Annotated in this window: 14 protein-coding genes; 13 read left to right on the top strand and 1 reads right to left on the bottom strand. The window is 64.4% G+C overall.

Going from position 1 to position 19,120, the window contains the following annotated elements:
* Window positions 1-133 precede the first annotated feature (133 nt).
* The 11 genes from QA640_RS30360 (at window position 134) to QA640_RS30310 (ending at window position 14,505) form a co-directional block, all read left to right on the top strand.
* Window positions 134-1,450: a CmpA/NrtA family ABC transporter substrate-binding protein gene (locus QA640_RS30360; RefSeq protein WP_283036536.1), complete on the top strand. Its 1,317-nt coding sequence runs from the start codon at window positions 134-136 to the stop codon at window positions 1,448-1,450.
* Between the two features lie 59 nt (window positions 1,451-1,509).
* A complete protein-coding gene (gene ntrB, locus QA640_RS30355) occupies window positions 1,510-2,409 on the top strand; it encodes a nitrate ABC transporter permease (protein ID WP_283036535.1) in 900 nt (299 codons plus the stop codon).
* A 12-nt stretch (window positions 2,410-2,421) separates the two neighbouring features.
* Window positions 2,422-3,216 (top strand): ABC transporter ATP-binding protein, encoded by a 795-nt coding sequence (locus QA640_RS30350; protein WP_283036534.1) that lies wholly within the window; start codon window positions 2,422-2,424, stop codon window positions 3,214-3,216.
* Window positions 3,217-3,557: 341 nt separating this feature from the next.
* Window positions 3,558-4,949 (top strand): MFS transporter, encoded by a 1,392-nt coding sequence (locus tag QA640_RS30345; RefSeq protein ID WP_283036533.1) that lies wholly within the window; start codon window positions 3,558-3,560, stop codon window positions 4,947-4,949.
* A gap of 125 nt (window positions 4,950-5,074) precedes the next feature.
* On the top strand, window positions 5,075-5,503 hold the full coding sequence (locus tag QA640_RS30340) for a globin family protein (protein ID WP_283036532.1): 429 nt from the start codon (window positions 5,075-5,077) through the stop codon (window positions 5,501-5,503).
* A 10-nt stretch (window positions 5,504-5,513) separates the two neighbouring features.
* Entirely contained in the window at window positions 5,514-6,731 is a 1,218-nt protein-coding gene (locus QA640_RS30335) for an FAD-dependent oxidoreductase (RefSeq protein WP_283036531.1), read from the top strand.
* Window positions 6,732-6,746: 15 nt separating this feature from the next.
* Window positions 6,747-9,449 (top strand): nitrate reductase, encoded by a 2,703-nt coding sequence (locus QA640_RS30330; protein WP_283036530.1) that lies wholly within the window; start codon window positions 6,747-6,749, stop codon window positions 9,447-9,449.
* Between the two features lie 226 nt (window positions 9,450-9,675).
* A complete protein-coding gene (locus QA640_RS30325) occupies window positions 9,676-11,514 on the top strand; it encodes a heavy metal translocating P-type ATPase (RefSeq protein ID WP_283036529.1) in 1,839 nt (612 codons plus the stop codon).
* Window positions 11,515-11,768: 254 nt separating this feature from the next.
* Window positions 11,769-12,608: an aldo/keto reductase gene (locus tag QA640_RS30320; protein WP_283036528.1), complete on the top strand. Its 840-nt coding sequence runs from the start codon at window positions 11,769-11,771 to the stop codon at window positions 12,606-12,608.
* A gap of 195 nt (window positions 12,609-12,803) precedes the next feature.
* Window positions 12,804-13,739 (top strand): DMT family transporter, encoded by a 936-nt coding sequence (locus tag QA640_RS30315; RefSeq protein ID WP_283042930.1) that lies wholly within the window; start codon window positions 12,804-12,806, stop codon window positions 13,737-13,739.
* A gap of 88 nt (window positions 13,740-13,827) precedes the next feature.
* A complete protein-coding gene (locus QA640_RS30310; protein ID WP_283036527.1) occupies window positions 13,828-14,505 on the top strand; it encodes a zinc-binding dehydrogenase in 678 nt (225 codons plus the stop codon).
* Here QA640_RS30310 and QA640_RS30305 read toward each other — a convergent pair.
* Window positions 14,397-14,858, bottom strand: coding sequence for an Lrp/AsnC family transcriptional regulator (locus QA640_RS30305; protein WP_027525536.1), 462 nt, complete (start codon window positions 14,856-14,858; stop codon window positions 14,397-14,399). The genes QA640_RS30310 and QA640_RS30305 overlap by 109 nt on opposite strands.
* A gap of 132 nt (window positions 14,859-14,990) precedes the next feature.
* Between QA640_RS30305 and QA640_RS30300 the strand changes: the two genes are divergently transcribed.
* Window positions 14,991-17,354 (top strand): transketolase, encoded by a 2,364-nt coding sequence (locus QA640_RS30300; protein ID WP_283036526.1) that lies wholly within the window; start codon window positions 14,991-14,993, stop codon window positions 17,352-17,354.
* Window positions 17,355-17,600: 246 nt separating this feature from the next.
* Window positions 17,601-19,031: an aldehyde dehydrogenase family protein gene (locus QA640_RS30295; RefSeq protein ID WP_283036525.1), complete on the top strand. Its 1,431-nt coding sequence runs from the start codon at window positions 17,601-17,603 to the stop codon at window positions 19,029-19,031.
* The last annotated feature ends 89 nt before the right edge of the window (window positions 19,032-19,120 follow it).

The following is a 19,120-nucleotide window of genomic DNA, read 5'->3' as shown; positions in this document are numbered from 1 at the left end:
TCCGAATTTGCCGACGCCACCGGACGGGGGTCCCTCCCGTCATGCGTTCGCATGCGCCAAAGGCGGCGTCGCCGGACGGGCTCGTGTGCACTGACGCACCACTTCTGCAACGACGCAAAGGACGACACGACCTATGACCAAGCGCATTCGCCGCCCCTCAGAGAGCGGCCTCAGCCGCCGTCAATTGTTGAAGGCGACCGGCAGCACCGCTGCACTTCTCGCCGCCGCCAAGCTGAATTTCCCCGCCGGAGCGTTCGCGCAAGAAGCAGGCCCCGAGGTCAAGGGCGCCAAGCTGGGCTTCATCGCGCTGACCGACGCGACCCCGCTGTTCGTTGCCAAGGAGAAGGGCATCTTCGCCAAGTACGGCATGCCCGACGTCGAGGTGCAGAAGCAGGCTTCGTGGGGCACGACGCGCGACAACCTCGTGCTCGGCTCCGAAGGCAATGGTATCGACGGCGCGCACATTCTCACGCCGATGCCGTATCTGATTTCCGCCGGTAAGGTGACGCAGAACAACCAGCCGACGCCAATGTACATCCTGGCGCGGCTCAACCTGAACGGCCAGTGCATCTCGGTCGCCAAGGAATATGCCGACGTCAAAGTTGGCATCGACACTGCGCCGTTCAAGGTCGCGCTGGATAGGAAGAAAGCCTCCGGCAAGGCCGTGAAGGCCGCGATGACCTTCCCCGGCGGCACGCATGATCTCTGGATCCGCTATTGGCTCGCCGCCGGCGGCATCGATCCCGACAAGGACATCGAAACCATCGTCGTGCCGCCGCCGCAGATGGTCGCCAACATGAAGGTTGGCACCATGGATTGCTTCTGCGTCTGCGAGCCCTGGAATCTCCAGCTCATCCACCAGGAGATCGGCTACACCGCGATCACCACCGGCGAGCTCTGGGACAAGCATCCGGAAAAGTCGTTCGGCATGCGCGCGGCCTTCGTTGACAAGTACCCGAAGGCGGCGAAAGCGCTGTTGATGGCGGTGATGGAAGCCCAGCAATGGGCTGAGAAGGTCGAGAACCGCGAGGAGGCGGCGACGATCTGCGCCAAGCGCCAGTGGATCAATTGCCCGGTCGAAGACATCGCCGACCGCATGAAGGGCAAGTTCGACTACGGCACCGGCCGTGTCGTCGAGAACTCGCCGCAACAGATGCGCTTCTGGAAAGATAATGCCTCCTATCCGTTCCAGAGCCACGATCTCTGGTTCCTCACCGAGGACATCCGCTGGGGCAAGTACGAGCCTGGGTTCGACAGCAAGGCGCTGATCGCCAAGGTCAACCGCGAGGATCTCTGGAAGGATGCGGCCAAGACACTCGGTGTTGCGGCCTCGGATATCCCGACGTCCACCTCGCGCGGCAAGGAGACCTTCTTCGACGGCAAGGTGTTCGACCCCGAAAATCCGGCTGCCTATCTGAAGTCGCTCGCGATCAAGCGCGTCGAAGTCTGATTGGTCCCGCGGCCGCCCATGGGCGGCCGCATCGCCATTGCAGCCGGAGAACAGTTTCGATGAACATGTCCGTGAAGAAGATCAATGCTGAAGGTGTTGCGCCTTCCGTCGCCGCCGCCGCGCCGGTCGTCGCGATGACACCGAAGCGCCCGCCGCGCGCCGAGGCTTATGCCAGGATGGCGAAGGAGACTGCGGTCCGCGTCATCCCCCCGCTTGTCGTGCTCGCGCTGCTGACGCTGGTCTGGGAGCTCATCTGCCGCCGCGCCGGCTCGACGCTGCCGCCGCCATCAAAAGTGTTCAAGGATACCAAGGAGCTGATCCTCGATCCGTTCTTCGATCATGGCGGCATCGACAAGGGCCTGTTCTGGCATCTCTCCGCCAGCCTCCAGCGCGTCGCCTATGGCTACGCGATCGCGGCCATCGTCGGCATCGCGCTCGGCACGCTGGTCGGGCAATCGATCTGGGCAATGCGCGGACTCGATCCGCTGTTCCAGGTCCTGCGCACCATCCCGCCGCTCGCCTGGCTGCCGCTCTCGCTCGCTGCCTTCCGCGACGGCCAGCCCTCGGCGATCTTCGTCATCTTCATTACCTCGGTGTGGCCGATCATCATCAACACCGCGGTCGGCATCCGCAACATCCCGCAGGACTACCGCAACGTCGCGGCCGTCGTGCAGCTCAATCCGCTGGAGTTCTTCGGCAAGATCATGATCCCGGCGGCCGCGCCCTACATCTTCACCGGCCTGCGCATCGGCATCGGTCTCTCCTGGCTCGCGATCGTCGCGGCCGAAATGCTGATCGGCGGCGTCGGCATCGGCTTCTTCATCTGGGACGCCTGGAACTCCTCGCATATCAGCGAGATCATCCTGGCACTGTTCTATGTCGGCATCATCGGCTTCGTGCTCGATCGCCTGATCGCGGGCCTCGGCAAGTTCGTCACCCACGGCACCGCGCAGAACTGAAGGAGAGGGCACATGACCGCCTATCTGAAGCTCGATCACATCGACAAGATCTTTACCCGCGGTGCCGCCACGACCGAGGTGCTGAAGGATATCGAGCTCGCCATCGAGAAGGGCGAGTACGTCTCTATCATCGGCCACTCCGGCTGCGGCAAGTCGACTCTGCTCAACATCATCGCAGGTCTGACCGGCGCCTCGACCGGCGGCGTGCTGCTGGAGAACCGCGAGGTCAACTCGCCCGGCCCCGATCGTGCCGTGGTGTTCCAGAACCACAGCCTGTTGCCCTGGCTGACCGTGTTCGAGAACGTCAAGCTTGGTGTCGACAAGGTCTTTACCAGGACCAAGACGCGGGCCGAGCGCGAGGCCTGGGTAATGCACAATCTCAGCCTCGTGCAGATGGCCCATGCCAAGGACAAGCGTCCGTCGGAAATCTCCGGCGGCATGAAGCAGCGGGTCGGCATTGCCCGCGCGCTCGCGATGGAGCCGAAGGTTCTCCTGCTCGACGAGCCCTTCGGCGCGCTCGACGCGCTGACCCGCGCGCATTTACAGGACTCGGTGATGGCGCTGCATCAGAAGCTCGGCAACACCATTCTGATGATCACCCACGACGTCGACGAGGCCGTGCTGTTGTCCGACCGCATCGTGATGATGACCAATGGGCCGAGCGCGCGCATTGGCGAAGTGCTCGACGTACCGCTCGCGCGTCCCCGCAAACGGCTCGAGCTCGCGTCGAATGCCACTTACTTGAAGTGTCGCCAGCGCGTACTCGAATTCCTCTACGAGCGTCACCGCTTCGTCGAAGCCGCGTAAACGAATGGTTAAGGCCACAAACTGTCCGCGCCTAAATAATCGACATCTCGCTCAATCCTTGTGCGTCGCACAAGGATTGAGCGAATCGCAAAATTTGCGTGCGAAAAAGTCCTGCAAGAATTTCGGGCGACGCGAATAACTCGCTGAAATCCCTCTATTTCCAGGACACGCGCACTTGGCATGGAATTTGATATGTCATTTTGCGACGCCAACGACGACGTCCCTCAACATCATCAATCAGCATCGTGAACTCGCCACTGGGGAACGAGCCCCGGAGCGCGCCTCCGTGCGTGGAGGCTGAGCCTGCAACGACGCAGCGGTGAGACCAAAAGGGATTATCAATGACGAAGAATCCGACTGGAAATCCGGCCTGGATTTCAGACTGGCGCCCCGAAGACGAGGCGTTCTGGAATGCGACTGGCAAGACTATCGCGCGACGCAACCTGATCTGGTCGATCGTGGCAGAGCATATCGGCTTCTCGGTCTGGCTGATCTGGAGCATCGTCACCACCAAGCTGCCGCAGGCAGGCTTCCACTACACGACTGACCAGCTCTTCCAGCTCGTCGCCGTGCCGGGCCTGATCGGCGCCCTGATGCGCTTCCCCTACACCTTCGCGGTCACGACCTTTGGCGGCCGCAACTGGACCATCTTCAGCGCGGCGATCCTGTTCATTCCGACGCTGTCGCTTGCCTATTTCGTGAGCCAGCCCGACACGCCGTTCTGGCTGATGTTGCTCGTTGCGTCGACCGCAGGCCTCGGCGGCGGCAATTTCGCCTCCAGCATGACCAACATCTCCTTCTTCTTCCCTGACCGGATGAAGGGATCGGCGCTCGGTCTGAACGCCGCCGGCGGCAACATCGGCGTCTCCAGCGTGCAGCTCCTGACGCCGATCCTGATGACGCTCGGCGTCATCAATCTGTTCCAGGCGACGCCCGTCGACGGCACCTTTCTGCAGAACGCCGGCTTGATGTGGGTGCTGCCGATCGCGATCGCCGTGTTCGGGGCCGTGTTCTTCATGAACAACCTGACCTCGGCCAAGTCGTCGGTGAAGAACCAGCTCGCGATCGTCAAGCGCAAGCACACCTGGATCATGGCCTATCTCTATATCGGGACCTTCGGCTCGTTCATCGGCTACTCGGCGGCATTTCCGCTGCTGATCAAGACCCAGTTTCCCGCGATGACGATCTCGATCGCCTTCCTGGGTCCGCTGGTCGGCTCGCTGTCGCGGCCGTTCGGCGGCTGGCTGGCCGACAAGGTCGGCGGCTCCATCATCACGTTCTGGAATTTCATCGCGATGGCGGCGGCGACGATCGGCGTGCTCTATTTCGTCGGTCAGAAGGACTTCATCGGCTTCCTCTCGATGTTCCTGATCCTGTTCGTCACGACAGGCATCGGCAACGGTTCGACCTACCGGATGATCCCCTCGATCTTCCGCGAGGAGAATCTGTTCAAGGTGCGCGGCAAGGGCGACGCGGCGCGCGCGCTCGCGCTGAAGACGGCGAGCATCGAGAGTGGTGCGGCAGTCGGCTTCATCGGAGCGGTCGGCGCGGTCGGCGGCTATCTGATCCCGAGCGGTTTCGGCAAGTCGATCGCGATGACCGGCGGACCGCAGCTCGCGCTCGCGGTCTATCTCGTGTTCTACGCCTCCTGTCTCGGGCTGACCTGGTGGTTCTACCTGCGTCGCGGCCCGCAGGCCGAAGGCGCGCCGAGCCTCGCCGAAGCGCGCGTGTGACGCGTTGGTACGAATCTCGCTTCTCCCCGTACACGGGGAGAAGTTTTGCCGGAGAGTTTGCCCCATGAACCTTATCCGCAATGGCGCGGACAAAGTGCAGACTTCAAACCAGCAAGGAGACCAACATGACGCCCGAACAGATCAACCTCGTCCAGCAGAGCTTCGCCAAGGTCGCGCCGATTTCGGAAGCGGCTGCGGTGCTGTTCTACGACCGCCTGTTCGAGGTCGCGCCATCCGTGAAGGCGATGTTTCCTGCTGACATGACCGAGCAGCGCAAGAAGCTGATGGCGACGCTTGCCGTCGTCGTGAACGGTCTGACCAATCTCGACTCGATCCTGCCGGCCGCCTCTGCGCTCGCGCAACGTCACGTCGCCTACGGTGCCAAGCCCGAACACTATCCGGTTGTGGGCTCAACGCTGTTGTGGACGCTGGAGAAGGGCCTGGGCGATGCCTGGACGCCCGACGTCGCGGCGGCGTGGACCGCGGCTTACGGCGTGCTGTCGAACTTCATGATTTCCAAGGCCTATGGCGCGCGGCCGCAGGCCGCAGAATAGGAGACCAAAGTTGAGTGAACCGCTCGTCATCGTCGGTAACGGTATGGCGGCCGCGCGTCTGGTCGATGAACTCGCCAAGACCGCGCTCGGCCGTTACGCAGTCGCTGTGATCGGCGAAGAACCGCGGCTCGCTTACAACCGCGTGCTGCTCTCGTCCGTGCTCGCGGGCGAGACCGGCTCGCACGAGATCGAGCTCAGGCCCGCCGACTGGTGGCGTCAGCGTGGCGTCACCGTACGCTATGGCTATCGCGTCACCGAGATCGATATTGGCCGGCGCGAGCTGAAGATTGCGGGCGAGGAGAGCATGGAATATTCCAAGCTCGTCCTCGCCACTGGCTCGACGCCGCTGCGGCTGAACGTGCAGGGCGCGGATCTCACGGGCGTTCACACGTTTCGCGACAGCCGCGACGTCGACCTGCTCCTGACGCTCGCGGCAGCCAAGAAGCGCGTCGTCGTGGTCGGCGGCGGCTTGCTGGGACTTGAGGCTGCCTACGGTCTTGCGAAAGCGGGCGCGCCGGTGACGCTGCTGCACCTCATGGACCGCCTGATGGAGCGCCAGCTCGATCTGCCGGCGGCCGAGCTGCTCAAGACGCTGGTCGAGCGCAAGGGCATCCACGTCCTTCTGAACGCGAGCACCAAGTGCATTCATGGCGAGGACCACGTCGAGGCCGTCGAGCTTGCCGACGGCAGCCGTATCGAGGCCGATGCCGTGATCTTTGCTGCTGGCATCCGGCCGAACGTCACGATCGCGAAGGAGGCGGGGCTTGCGGTCAACCGCGGCATCGTCGTGAACGATTGCCTCCAGACCAGCGAGTCCGGCATCTTCGCGCTCGGTGAATGCGCCGAGCATCGCGGCACCTGCTACGGGCTGGTCGAGCCGGCCTATGAGCAGGCGCGTGTGCTGGCGCGGCATCTTGCCGGGAAGAGTGCCGCCTATCAGGGCAGCGTGGTTTCGACCAATCTGAAGGTGTCCGGCGTCAGCGTGTTCTCGGCTGGCGATTTCGTCGGCGGCGAGGGCAGCGAGAGCCTCGTGCTCTCCGATCGCAGGCGCGGCACCTACAAGAAGCTGGTGATCGCCGACGGCAGGCTCACCGGCGCCGTGCTGATCGGCGATACCGTGGACGCGCTCTGGTATCTCGAACTGATCCGCAATCGCGAGAAGGTCGCCGCGATCCGCACCGACATGATGTTCGGCCGCGCACTCGCGCTTCCCCCGAAAGCCGCTTGATGGATGCTGCCTGGAATGACCGCAATCGATCCGACGCTTCGCACCACCCGCACGACCTGCCCCTATTGTGGCGTCGGCTGCGGCGTGCTGGCGACGCCCGACGGCAAGGGTGGGGCTGCGATCGCCGGCGATCCCGAGCATCCCGCCAATTTCGGCCGGCTCTGCTCCAAGGGTTCGGCGCTCGGCGAGACCGTCGGGCTCGAGGGCCGGGTGCTCTATCCGATGATCCGCTGCAAGGGCACGCTCGAACGCGTCGCCTGGAGCGACGCGCTCGACCATGTCGCCCATCGCATGCAGCATATCGTTGCGCGCGACGGCGCGGATGCGGTCGCCTTGTATCTCTCCGGCCAGCTGCTGACCGAGGACTATTACGTCGCCAACAAGCTGATGAAGGGTTTTGTCGGCACGGCGAATGTCGACACCAATTCGCGGCTCTGCATGTCGTCATCGGTCGCGGGCCATCGCCGCGCGTTCGGCGCCGACACCGTGCCCGGTTGCTATGAGGATCTCGACCAGGCCGATCTGCTCGTGCTGGTCGGCTCCAATGCCGCCTGGTGCCATCCGATCCTGTTCCAGCGCATGCGCAGGAACAAGGAGGAGCGTGGTGCGCGGATCGTCGTGATCGATCCGCGCCGCACCGACACTGCGAGCGATATCGATCTGTTCCTGGGCGTCAAGCCCGGAACCGACACCGCGCTGTTCTCAGGCCTGTTCGTTCATCTCGCCGACAACGGCGCTCTCGACAAAGACTACATCGAGAACAATACGTCGGGCTTCGACGATGCGCTGGCGCGCGCACGCAGCATCGCCGGCAGCGCCACGGCTACGGCACTCGCGACCGGCCTGTCGGAGCAGGACGTCGCGGCGTTCTTCGCGATGTTCCGCGAGACGGAGCGCGTCGTCACGCTATACTCGCAAGGCGTCAACCAGTCGGCGCAGGGCACCGACAAGGTCAACGCCATCCTCAACTGCCATCTCGCCACGGGCCGGATCGGCAAGCCCGGGGCCTCGCCGTTCTCGCTCACGGGACAGCCCAATGCGATGGGCGGGCGCGAAGTCGGCGGGCTCGCCAATCAGCTCGCTGCGCACATGATGTTCACGCCGCCCGAGATCGATCGCGTGCGCCGGTTCTGGAAGGCGCCGCGCATCGCCACCCATGAGGGGCTCAAGGCGGTGCAGCTGTTCGACGCGATCAACCGCGGCGAGGTCAAGGCGTTGTGGGTCATGGGCACCAATCCTGCGGTGTCGCTGCCGGATGCCGATCTCGTGCGTGAGGCGCTGAAGAAGCTCGAGCTGTTCGTGGTCTCGGAGAACGTACTCTCCAACGACACGGTCGAGGCGGGGCCCCATGTGCTGTTGCCCGCGCTCGCCTGGGGCGAGAAGTCGGGCACGGTGACCAATTCCGAGCGCCGCATCTCGCGGCAGCGATCGTTCCTGCCGGCGCCGGGCGAGGCGCGGCCGGACTGGTGGATTCTGAGCCAGGTCGCAAGGCGCCTCGGCTTCGGCGAGGGCTTCAACTACAAATCGGCTGCCGAGATCTTCCGCGAGCATGCTGCGCTTTCCGCGTTCGAGAATGATGGCAGCCGTGACTTCGACATCGGCGCGCTGCAATCGGTGTCCGACGAAGCCTATGACGCGCTGGTGCCGCTGCAATGGCCGGCGCGCGAGGGCCAGCCGTCCGGAGAGCGTTTCTTTGCGAACGGCGGCTTCTTCACCAATGACGGCAAGGGCCGTTTCGTTGCGCCAGAAGTGCCGGCGCTGCGCAGCGAGACCAATGCGGCGCGACCCCTGCGGCTGAACACCGGACGCATCCGCGACCAGTGGCACACCATGACCCGCACCGGCCTCAGCCAGCGGCTCGGGGCGCATCTGCCGGAGCCGTTCGTCGAGATTCATCCGGATGACGCCGGCAAATACGGCGTCGCTGACGACAGCTTTGCCCGCGTCACCACCGATTATGGCCGGTGCATTTTGAAGGTCGTGGTCAGCGAGCGCCAGCAGCGCGGCACGCTGTTCGCGCCGATCCACTGGAGCGCGATGAACACCTCGCACGGCCGCATCGGCGCGCTGGTGCAGTCGTTCAACGATCCGTTTTCGGGGCAGCCGGAAACCAAGGCGACGCCGGCCGCGATCGCGCCATATGAATACGTCTTCCGCGGCTTTGCGCTGTCGCGCAAGCAGCTGATGCTGCCGCCGCATCTGTGGTGGGCGCGTGTTGCGATCGGCGGCGGCTATGGCTATCTCTTCGCCGACAACGCGGACCTGTCGCGCTGGCCGGCGTGGTTGCACGGCGTTGCTGGCGAGGATGTCGCCGAGTACCGTGATTTCGGCGGCGGCGTCTATCGCGCCGCGTCCTTCGTCGGCGATCGCATCGAGGCCTGCCTGTTCATCGGCCCTGCCCATGATGCCGGTGACTGGGAGGTAGTGAAGAGCCTTTTCGCGGCAAACACCGTCAGCGACGAGCAGCGCCGTCTCCTGCTCTCCGGCAAGTCGACCGAGGGCGTCGCCTCGACCGGTCCCGTGGTCTGCGCCTGTTTCGGCGTCGGGCGCGCCACCATCTGCGACACCATTGCTGCCGGCGCGCGCAGCGCGGCCGAGATCGGCGCAAAACTCAAAGCCGGCACCAATTGCGGCTCCTGCATTCCCGAGCTGAAGCGGCTGATTGCGGAGACGGGTGGCGCCGCGAAGGAGGCAAAGTTCGCGGGTGCTGCGAGCTGAGCCAAATACTCCGGCGTCATCGCCCGGCTTGGCCGGGCGATCCAGTCCTCCGAGACGCCTGAGATCAATTGATAGGCTGCGTGGTACTGGATGCCCGCTTTCGCGGGGCATGACAGCAGTGGTGTTGCAACGACCTTCCAGCATCTGACGCCTTGATCTAGGTCATCGCCGCACGATACTCCCTCTGCCATCCTTGCCGCCCGCGCAACCCTGCCGGCGTTTTTTCGTGTCCGCATCCGACGTTCCCATTCGACCCTTCCTGATCGGCTTTCCTGCCGCGGGGCTCGTGCTCGGCTTCGTGCTGCGCGCATCCGGCTTTTCGGCGTGGGCGGACCTGGTCTGGGCGATCGCGACGCTGCCGGTGCTGCTTGCACTTCTGGTCGAGATCGTGCTGCGACTGAAACGCGGCGATCTCGGGCTCGACATCGTGGCAGCGCTCTCGATGACGTCGGCGCTGGTGGTCGGCGAGGAGCTGGCGGCCGCCGTGGTCGCGCTGATGTATGCCGGCGGGCAATACCTGGAGGACCTTGCTGAAGGCCATGCGCGTCGCGAGATGACGGCGCTGCTCGCCCGTGCCCCGCGCAAGGCGATGCGTCATCGCGACCATCGGCTTGAGGAGATCGACGTCGAGCTGGTCGCAACGGGCGACCGTCTTCTGATCCGCCAGGGCGAGATCGTGCCGGCCGATGGCACGCTCGCAAGCCCGCTTGCCGTGCTTGACCAGTCTGCGCTGACGGGGGAATCTCTGCCGGTACAGTGCAAGGCCGGCGAAGCCGTGATGAGCGGAGCGACCAATGCCGGCGAAGCCTTCGACATCGTCGCCACACGCCCGGCGGCGCAAAGCACCTATGCGGGTATCGTCCGACTGGTCGAGGCCGCGCAGCGCGCCAGGGCGCCGATGGCGCGGCTCGCCGATCGCTATGCGATCGTGTTCCTGATCGCCACGCTCGCGATCGCGGGCGCGGCCTGGGCCTGGACGCGGGATCCGATCCGCATGGTGGCGGTGCTGGTGGTGGCGACGCCATGCCCGCTGATCCTCGCTGTGCCGGTCGCCATCGTGGCCGGCCTGTCGCGCGCGGCGCATCACGGCATCCTGATCAAAGGCGGCAAGGCGCTCGAGACGATGGCGCGCATCGGCTCGCTCGTGGTCGACAAGACCGGCACGCTCACCGACGGCAGGGCGAGGGTGGTTGCCGTCCACGCCGCGGAAGGATTCGGCGAGGACGACGTACTGCGCATCGCCGCATCGCTCGATCAGGCCTCCAAGCACGTCATCGCGCAGGCTCTGGTCGCCGAGGCGCGGCGCCGCAAGCTCGCCCTGTTGATTCCGGCCGATGTCGCGGAGACGCCCGGTGAAGGCGTCAAGGGACGCGTGCAGGGGCGCTTCGTCGCCGTCGGTGGCCGCCGCTATGTGCGGTCGCAATTGCCGGATCCGAACCAGGGCGCAACCGAGCCCGCGCAGACCGCGCCGGGCGCGGTCGCCGTATGGCTCGCGCTTGACGGACGGCTTGCCGGCCGGATCGTGCTCGCCGACGAGCTGCGCGCCGGCATCGAGGGACTGCTCGCCAAGTTGCGGCGCCTCGGTGTCGAGCGCATTGTGCTCGCCACCGGCGACCGCCGCGATGTGGCCGAGGCCATCGCGGCCGGCCTCGGCCTCGATGCGGTTCGTGCCGAGCTGACCCCGGACCAGAAGGTCATGGTGGTGCTTTCGGAACGCAAAGCCGGTCCGGTGATGATGGTGGGCGACGGCGTCAACGACGCCCCGGCGCTTGCGGCTGCCGACATCGGCGTCGCCATGGGCGCGACGGGTGCCGCCGCGTCGGCGGAAGCAGCCGACGCCGTGTTGCTGGTCGACACGCTCGACCGCATTTTGCCCGCGATCGAGATCGCGCGCCGCGCACGCTTCATCGCGCTTCAAAGCGTGATTGCCGGCATCGGCCTGTCGACGCTTGGCATGATCGCCGCTGCGTTCGGCTACCTGACGCCGGTCGAGGGCGCGATCTTGCAGGAGGTGATTGACGTCGCCGTGATCCTGAACGCGCTGCGGGTGCTGCGCGACCGGTGAAGGTTGTTGTAAAAGTCGCTGTGACGTACCGGTTCAGTCGCATATGCTGGCGTTATTGTCTGGTCGAACAAAACGAACAACCATGACGTACCTGGAAAGCGCCGCCCCGCCTGATCGAGACAAAGCTGTGCTCCGATCCGGGTGATGGGCAGCCTCCGCGAGCTTCTCTGCCATCGAATTGCTGAAGCAGCCCCTTTCACCCCAACCCTCTCACCGTAAGGACGGGGAGAGGGAAATAGACATCGGAGATGATCGTGAACACAAAGCCCTTCGGCCGCACCGGCGCCAATGTCCCCGCCATCGGACAGGGCACCTGGTATCTCGACCACGGCGACCGCAAGCGCGCGATTGCGGCGCTTCAGCGCGGGCTTGATCTTGGGATGACGCACATCGACACCGCCGAGATGTACGGCGATGCGGAGCTCGTCATTGCGGATGCGATTGCCGGCCGCCGCGACGAGGTGTTCCTGGTCTCGAAAGTGCTGCCGAGCAATGCTTCGCGCCGCGGCACCGTCACCGCCTGTGAGCGCTCGCTCAAACGGCTAAAAACGAACCGGCTCGACTGCTATTTGCTGCACTGGCGCGGTTCCTATCCGCTGGAGGACACCGTTGCCGCGTTCGAGGAGCTGGTGAAGGCCGGCAAGATCAAATCCTGGGGCGTGTCCAACTTCGACGCCGACGATCTCGACGACATCCTCGGCGTCGCCGGCGACGGCAAAATCGCCTGCAATCAGGTGCTGTATCATCTCAAGGAGCGCGCGATCGAGCATGCGGTGATCCCGTGGTGTGAGCGGCACGGTGTCGCGGTGGTGGCCTATTCGCCGTTCGGCCATGACGATTTTCCGGCAAGCTCGAGCAAGGGCGGCGCGGTGCTCGCGCGCATCGCAGAGGCGCACCGCGCGACGCCGCGTCAGGTGGCGCTCGGCTTCCTCACCCGTGCAACTACGGTGTTCGCGATCCCGAAGGCGTCGTCCGCCGAACATGCTGGCGAGAATGCGGCAAGTGGTGATCTCGTATTGACCAGAGACGACATCGCCGCGCTGGACGCGGCGTTTCCACGCGGAAGCAAGCCGCGCAGCCTGCCGATGCTGTAGCGCAAAAAAGCGAACTTTATTAATGGAGCGTTCACATGCGTGCCCATCAGCGCATATCGGCTTCCTGTTTTCGGGCGTTGTGAACGCGGCGCAATTGTCGTTTCTATAGGGCTCATAAGATTCGCATTTTCCCGAGTTCCAGCCGTGACACCGCCGCCCGCCGCAGCCGCAAGGCTCGACAGTATTTCCGTGCCCATGCCCGAGAAGAAGCAGGCCGCACGCCGCGCACTCGCGCGCGTCGACCATCCTTTCAAAGGCATTGCGCTGGTCCTGCTGTCGACCGTGTTCCTCGGCTGCTCCGACGTCACAGCGAAATATCTTTCGACGAGCCTGCCTTCGATCGAGATTACCTGGATCCGCTTCCTGACTTTCGCACTGATGTTCACGCCGGTGATGCTGCCGGCCTCGCCGCTCTATGCGATGCGTACCGAGCGGCTCGGCCTTCAGTTGATGCGCGGCGCCGCGCTGCTCGGCTCCTCGCTGTTCTTCATCACCGGCTTGCGCTTTCTCCCCATCGCTGAGGCATCCGCCACGGGCTTCGTCTCGCCGCTGTTCGTCACGGCGCTGTCGATCATCTTCCTGAGCGAGAAGGTCGGCCTGCGCCGCTGGCTCGCAACCGCGCTGGGCCTCGTCGGCGTCATGATCATCCTGCGGCCGGGCTCGAACGCGTTTCACGTCGCCGCGTTCTTCCCGATCGTCTCGGCGTTCTGCTGGGCGGCCGCGCTGATCCTGACTCGCATGATAAGCGGGCGGGAAGCCGTCGTCACCACGATGGCCTATTCCGCGCTGACAGGTCTTGCGATCCTCACTGCGATGGTGCCGTTCGTCTGGGTCACGCCGAGCTGGACTGCCATTGGGCTCGGTATCTTCATCGGCATCGCCTCTACGGTCGGCCAGTGGATCATCGTGCTCGCCTATCGCTATGGTGATGCTTCGGTGTTGGCTCCGTTCTCCTACACGCAATTGCTGTGGGTCAGCATTCTGGGCTTCTTCATCTTCGGCGAACTGCCGGATGTCTGGACCATCACGGGCGCCGCGTTCATCGTCGCGAGCGGACTCTATATCGCCCATCGCGAGCGCGTCCGCCGCGCCCAGCTTTTGGTGCTCGAAGAGCGTTCACCGAACGCCTGACGCAATATCTCAGGGCTGCCACGAGTTCTGCTGCGAGATCGTCGATTACGGTCCGGGCACCGAACGCAAGCTGAAGCGAGGTGCGCGCGTGTGCTCGCTGCCGGCGTTGCTGACGCCGGCGGGCATCCAGGGCATCGGCTATTCCAACGACAACATCGGCGGCTATGCCGAGGCGATGCTGTTCAGCGAACCCCTCCTGCTCGAAGTGCCGAACGGCCTCGCCGCGGAGCACGCCGCGCTCACCGAGCCGCTCGCGGTCGGCGTCCATGCGGTCGCCAAGGCAAACGTGCGCGGCGGCGAGGTGCCGCTGGTCATCGGTTGCGGACCTGTGGGATTAGCGGTCATCGCGGCGCTGAGGATCAAGGGCCTGCGCCCGATCGTCGCTGCGGATTATTCGCCGGCGCGGCGCGCGCTTGCGGCAAAGCTCGGCGCCGACATTGTCATCGATTCCCGCGCGTCGCAGCCCTATGCGGCCTGGGCCGAGCACGCGCAGAACCGACCTCGCCAATCCCGAGGCGCACACCAAGATCATCGTGCAGCCGTGGAGGTAGGAAAGCCGTCATTGCGAGGAGCGAAACGACGAAGTAATCCAGACCGTATCCGTGGAAATACCTCTGGATTGCTTCGCCTCGCTCGCAATGACGGGAGGGAGTTGCCTTATACCGGCAGCGCGATCGAATATTTCACCTGGCTCAGTGCAAAGCTCGACTCGATCGAGGCGATGCCGTCGAGCCGGGTCAGCTTGTTCTTCAGGAATGCTTCATAGGATGAGAGATCGGCGGCGACCACGCGCAAGAGATAGTCGCGATTGCCGGTCATCAGATAGCACTCCAAAACCTCATCCCATTTAGAGATCGCTCGCGCAAAGCGGTTGAGGTCCTCCTCCTTCTGCCGTGCCAGCTTGATCGAGATGAAGACGCTGACATGCAGCCCCAGCGCCTTCTGGTCGACGGTCGCGATGTAGCGCGTGATGACGCCGCGCTCTTCGAGAAGCTTCACCCGGCGGTGGCAGGGCGAGACCGACAGCCCGACCTTGTCGGCGAGCTCCTGCATGGTCAGCCGGCTGTCCGTCTGGAGCAGGGCAAGGATCTTTCGGTCGATGGCGTCGAGCTCGGGCATTGGGATGAAACCTGCATGGGGTGACTATTCTTTGGTAAAATATCCCAATATTGGCGGGTATGGCGCGAAAAATTGAGAATTTTGCCGGCTCCCGCAGGCGTATCATGGGGCATCATTTTCCGGAGCATTGCCATGCCCGTTGATTCCGCTCGCCTCGACACATTGTCCGCGCTCGCCCGCAAGGTGCTGTGGCTGTCGTCCTGGACCATCCATCACGCCAACCACGTCCGCCCCAACGCGGACGGCCTGAAGGTCGGCGGCCATCAGGCCTCTTCCGCCTCGCTCGCGACCATCATGTCGGCGCTGTATTTCCACGTGCTGAAACCTGAGGATCGCGTCGCGGTGAAGCCGCATGCGAGCCCGGTGTTCCACGCCATCCAGTATCTGTTCGGTCGGCAAACCCGCGAGAAGCTGGAGAATTTTCGCGGCTTCAAGGGCGCGCAGTCCTATCCCTCGCGCACCAAGGATATCGACGACGTCGACTTCTCGACCGGCTCGGTCGGCCTCGGCGTTGCGCAGACGCTGTTCTCCTCGCTGGTGCAGGATTACGTCAAGGCGCATGGCTGGATGAAGGATCGCCGCGAGGGGCGGATGATCGCGCTGGTCGGCGACGCCGAGATGGACGAGGGCAACATTTTCGAGGCATTGGCCGAGGGATGGAAGCACGGCCTGCGCAACACCTGGTGGGTGGTCGACTACAACAGGCAGTCGCTCGATGCCGTCGTGCGCGAAGGGCTCTGGGAAAAGTTCGAGACCATGTTCCGCAATTTCGGCTGGGACGTGGTGATCGTGAAATACGGCCGCCTGATGCGCGAGGCTTTCTCCGAGCCCGGTGGCGAGGCGCTGAAAGCGTGGATCGACAACTGCCCGAACGCGCTCTACGCGGCGCTGTGCTTTCAGGGCGGGGCGGCCTTCCGCAAGCATCTGCACGACGAGATCGGCGACCAGGGGCCGATCACCAAGCTGATCGACCGCCGCAGCGACGATGATCTGCTGGCGCTGATGTCGAACCTCGGCGGTCACGACATGGCGAGCATGCTGGAGGCGTTCGAAAAGATCGATCACGATCGGCCCGTTTGCTTCATCGCCTACACCATCAAGGGTGTCGGCCTGCCGTTCCAGGGCCACAAGGACAATCACGCCGGCCTGATGACGGTCGCGCAGATAGAGAAGTTTCGCAGCATTCAGAACATCCGCCCTGGACATGAGTGGGACAAGTTCGAGGGCATGGCGCAGGACGCTGCCGGGCTCGAAGCCTTCCTCGCGCACGTTCCCTTCAACCAGGACGGCCGCCGGCTGACCGCGCCTGTTGTCGAGGTGCCCGCTCAGCTCACCTTCAAGCCGTCGAAGCAAATGTCGACCCAGCAGGGTTTCGGGCTGGTGCTGAACGAGATCGCGCGCAGCGACAGCGAGCTTGCGAAGCGCATCGTCACGACGTCGCCCGACGTCACCGTTTCGACCAATCTCGGTCCCTGGGTCAATCGCCGCGGCCTGTTTGCGCGCGCCGAGAAGGCCGATTTATTCCGCAGTGAGAAAATTCCATCGACCTTCAACTGGGATGCATCGCCCAAGGGGCAGCATCTCGAGCTCGGCATTGCCGAGATGAACCTGTTCATCATGATGTCGGCCCTGGGCCTTTCGCATCAGATCAACGGCGAGCGGTTGTTGCCGGTCGGTACGCTCTATGATCCCTTCATCGAGCGCGGCCTCGATGCGCTGAATTATGCCTGCTATCAGGATGCTCGCTTCATGGTGGCTGCGACGCCCTCGGGCATCACGCTCGCCCCCGAAGGCGGCGCGCATCAGTCGATCGCAACGCCTTTGATCGGCATGGCGCAGGACGGGCTCTCATCCTTCGAGCCGGCCTTTGTCGACGAACTCGCCGTGATCATGGGCTGGGGGTTCGACCACATGCAGCGCGAGGCGGGCGAGGGCGGCTCGGTCTACTTGCGTCTGTCGACGCGCAGCATCGAGCAGGCGCAGCGGATTATGACTCCCGAGCTCGCGCAGGGCATCACCGACGGCGCCTATTGGTTGCGCAAGCCGGGACCCAATGCCGAAGTCGTGATCGCCTATACCGGCGCGGTGGCGCCGGAGGCGATCGAGGCGACCGGCTTCATCGGCGAGAGCCGCCGCGACGTCGGCCTGCTTGCGATCACCTCGGCCGACCGCCTGCATGCTGGCTGGACCGCCGCGCGGAAATTGCGGCGTGATCGCCGCGGCGTGCAGCATTTGAGCCATATCGAAAAGCTTTTGGCGCCGGTGCCGCGCGATTGCGGTCTCGTGACCGTGATCGACGGCCATCCGGCCACGCTTGGCTGGCTCGGCAGCGTCCGCGGCCATCGCGTCGAGGCGCTGGGCGTCGAGCAGTTCGGCCAGACCGGCACCATCGCGGATCTCTACCGCCACCATGGACTCGATGCCAACGCCATCATCGATGCGGCCGAAAGCCTCACCACCGGCGCACCGGTGCTGCATCGGAAGATGGCGGTATAGCAGCCCGCCGTCATTCCGGGGCGATGCGAAGCATCGAACCCGGAATCTCGAGATTCCGGGTTCGCGCTAACGCACGCCCCGGAATGACCACAGCGAGAGACCTTGCCACGGCTTCGTCCCGCGATCATATTCCCGCGCGTCCGCCGCATCGCAGGTCAAGCATGGGGGCGGGTTCAACTCCCCCGGCTTTCGTGCAAGGATGCCTGCCGAAACGCCCGCTCCATTTGCGAAAAGAAGAGGTCTACAATGGTCAATCGCATGCAATTCTACATCGACGGCGCTTGGGTCGATCCCGCCGTCAAGAAGTCCACGCCGGTCGTCAATCCGGCGACGGAAGAGGCGATGTATGAGGTTGCGCTCGGCTCCAAGGCCGACGTGGACAAGGCTGTGGCTGCCGCGAAGCGCGCCTTTGCCACCTATTCCCAGACCAGCCGCGAGGAGCGCGTCGCGCTGCTCTCCAAGGTCATCGAGATCTACAAGGGCCGCCTCAAGGAGATTGGCGCGGCCGTTTCCGACGAGATGGGCGCGCCGCTGCCGATGGCGGAGAAGCTTCAGGCCGGCGCTGGCCTCGGCCACCTCATGACCACGCTCGAGGTGCTCAAGAACTATCATTTCGAGGAACCGGTTGGCACCGCCATGGTGCTGTGTGAGCCGGTTGGCGTGGTCGGCATGATCACGCCGTGGAACTGGCCGCTCAATCAGATCGCCTGCAAGGTGGCGCCCGCGCTCGCCGCCGGCTGCACCATGATCCTGAAGCCGTCGGAGTTCACGCCGACCTCGGCGCTGATCTTCGCGGAAATCCTCCATGAAGCCGGTGTGCCGAAGGGCGTGTTCAACCTCGTCAACGGTCTCGGCCCCGAGGTTGGTGCCGCCATGAGCGAGCATCCGGACATCGACATGATCTCGTTCACCGGTTCGACCCGCGCCGGCATCGATGTCGCCAAGCGCGCGGCTCCCACCGTGAAGCGCGTCAGCCAGGAGCTCGGCGGCAAGTCGCCGAATGTCATCCTCGAAGGTGCCGACCTCACGAAGGCGGTGACCGGCGGCGTGATGCATATGTTCAACAACTCGGGCCAGTCCTGCAATGCGCCCTCGCGCATGATCGTGCCGCTGTCCAAGATGAAGGAAGTTGCCGCGATCGCGAAGGCGGTTGCCGACAAGACCAAGGCGGGCGATCCGCGCGGCGAAGGCACCACCATCGGCCCGGTCGTCAACCGCGGCCAGTGGGACAAGATCCAGGCGCTGATCAAGAAGGGCATCGACGAGGGCGCTACCCTCGTCGCCGGCGGCCCGGGCCTCCCCGAGGGCGTCAACAAGGGGTTCTACGTCCGCCCGACCATCTTCGCCGACGTCACCAACGAGATGACGATCGCGAAGGAGGAGATCTTTGGACCGGTGCTGACCATCATCGGCGCCAAGGACGAGGCCGACGCCGTGCGCATCGCCAACGATACGCCCTATGGTCTCGCGGGCTACGTCTCGGCTGACACGGTCGAGAACGCCAAGAAGGTCGCGCGCCAGATCCGCGCCGGCAACGTCAACCTCCAGGGCGTGCCCAATGACCGCAGCGCGCCGTTCGGCGGCTACAAGCAGTCCGGCAACGGCCGCGAGTGGGGCAAGTACGGTCTCGAGGATTTCCTCGAGGTGAAGGCCGTCGCCGGGTTCAACGCGGCCTAAGCACGTCACGAACAATTGCAGCGCCGGAGCGGGAAACCGCTCCGGCGTTGTCGTTTTCAGTGAGGAGCTCGTAGGGTGGGCACGCTTCG

The organism is Bradyrhizobium sp. CB82 (assembly GCF_029714405.1).
In the GTDB taxonomy this organism is placed as follows: domain Bacteria; phylum Pseudomonadota; class Alphaproteobacteria; order Rhizobiales; family Xanthobacteraceae; genus Bradyrhizobium.
This window is presented reverse-complemented; position numbering and strand designations above follow the sequence as displayed.

Excerpts from the sequence above, each read along its gene's own strand:
- QA640_RS30360 (WP_283036536.1), top strand. The coding sequence starts at position 134 with ATGACCAAGCGCATTCGCCGCCCCTCAGAGAGCGGCCTCAGCCGCCGT.
- ntrB (WP_283036535.1), top strand. The coding sequence starts at position 1,510 with ATGAACATGTCCGTGAAGAAGATCAATGCTGAAGGTGTTGCGCCTTCC.
- QA640_RS30350 (WP_283036534.1), top strand. The coding sequence starts at position 2,422 with ATGACCGCCTATCTGAAGCTCGATCACATCGACAAGATCTTTACCCGC.
- QA640_RS30345 (WP_283036533.1), top strand. The coding sequence starts at position 3,558 with ATGACGAAGAATCCGACTGGAAATCCGGCCTGGATTTCAGACTGGCGC.
- QA640_RS30340 (WP_283036532.1), top strand. The coding sequence starts at position 5,075 with ATGACGCCCGAACAGATCAACCTCGTCCAGCAGAGCTTCGCCAAGGTC.
- QA640_RS30330 (WP_283036530.1), top strand. The coding sequence starts at position 6,747 with ATGACCGCAATCGATCCGACGCTTCGCACCACCCGCACGACCTGCCCC.
- QA640_RS30315 (WP_283042930.1), top strand. The coding sequence starts at position 12,804 with ATGCCCGAGAAGAAGCAGGCCGCACGCCGCGCACTCGCGCGCGTCGAC.
- QA640_RS30305 (WP_027525536.1), bottom strand. The coding sequence starts at position 14,858 with ATGCCCGAGCTCGACGCCATCGACCGAAAGATCCTTGCCCTGCTCCAG.
- QA640_RS30300 (WP_283036526.1), top strand. The coding sequence starts at position 14,991 with ATGCCCGTTGATTCCGCTCGCCTCGACACATTGTCCGCGCTCGCCCGC.
- QA640_RS30295 (WP_283036525.1), top strand. The coding sequence starts at position 17,601 with ATGGTCAATCGCATGCAATTCTACATCGACGGCGCTTGGGTCGATCCC.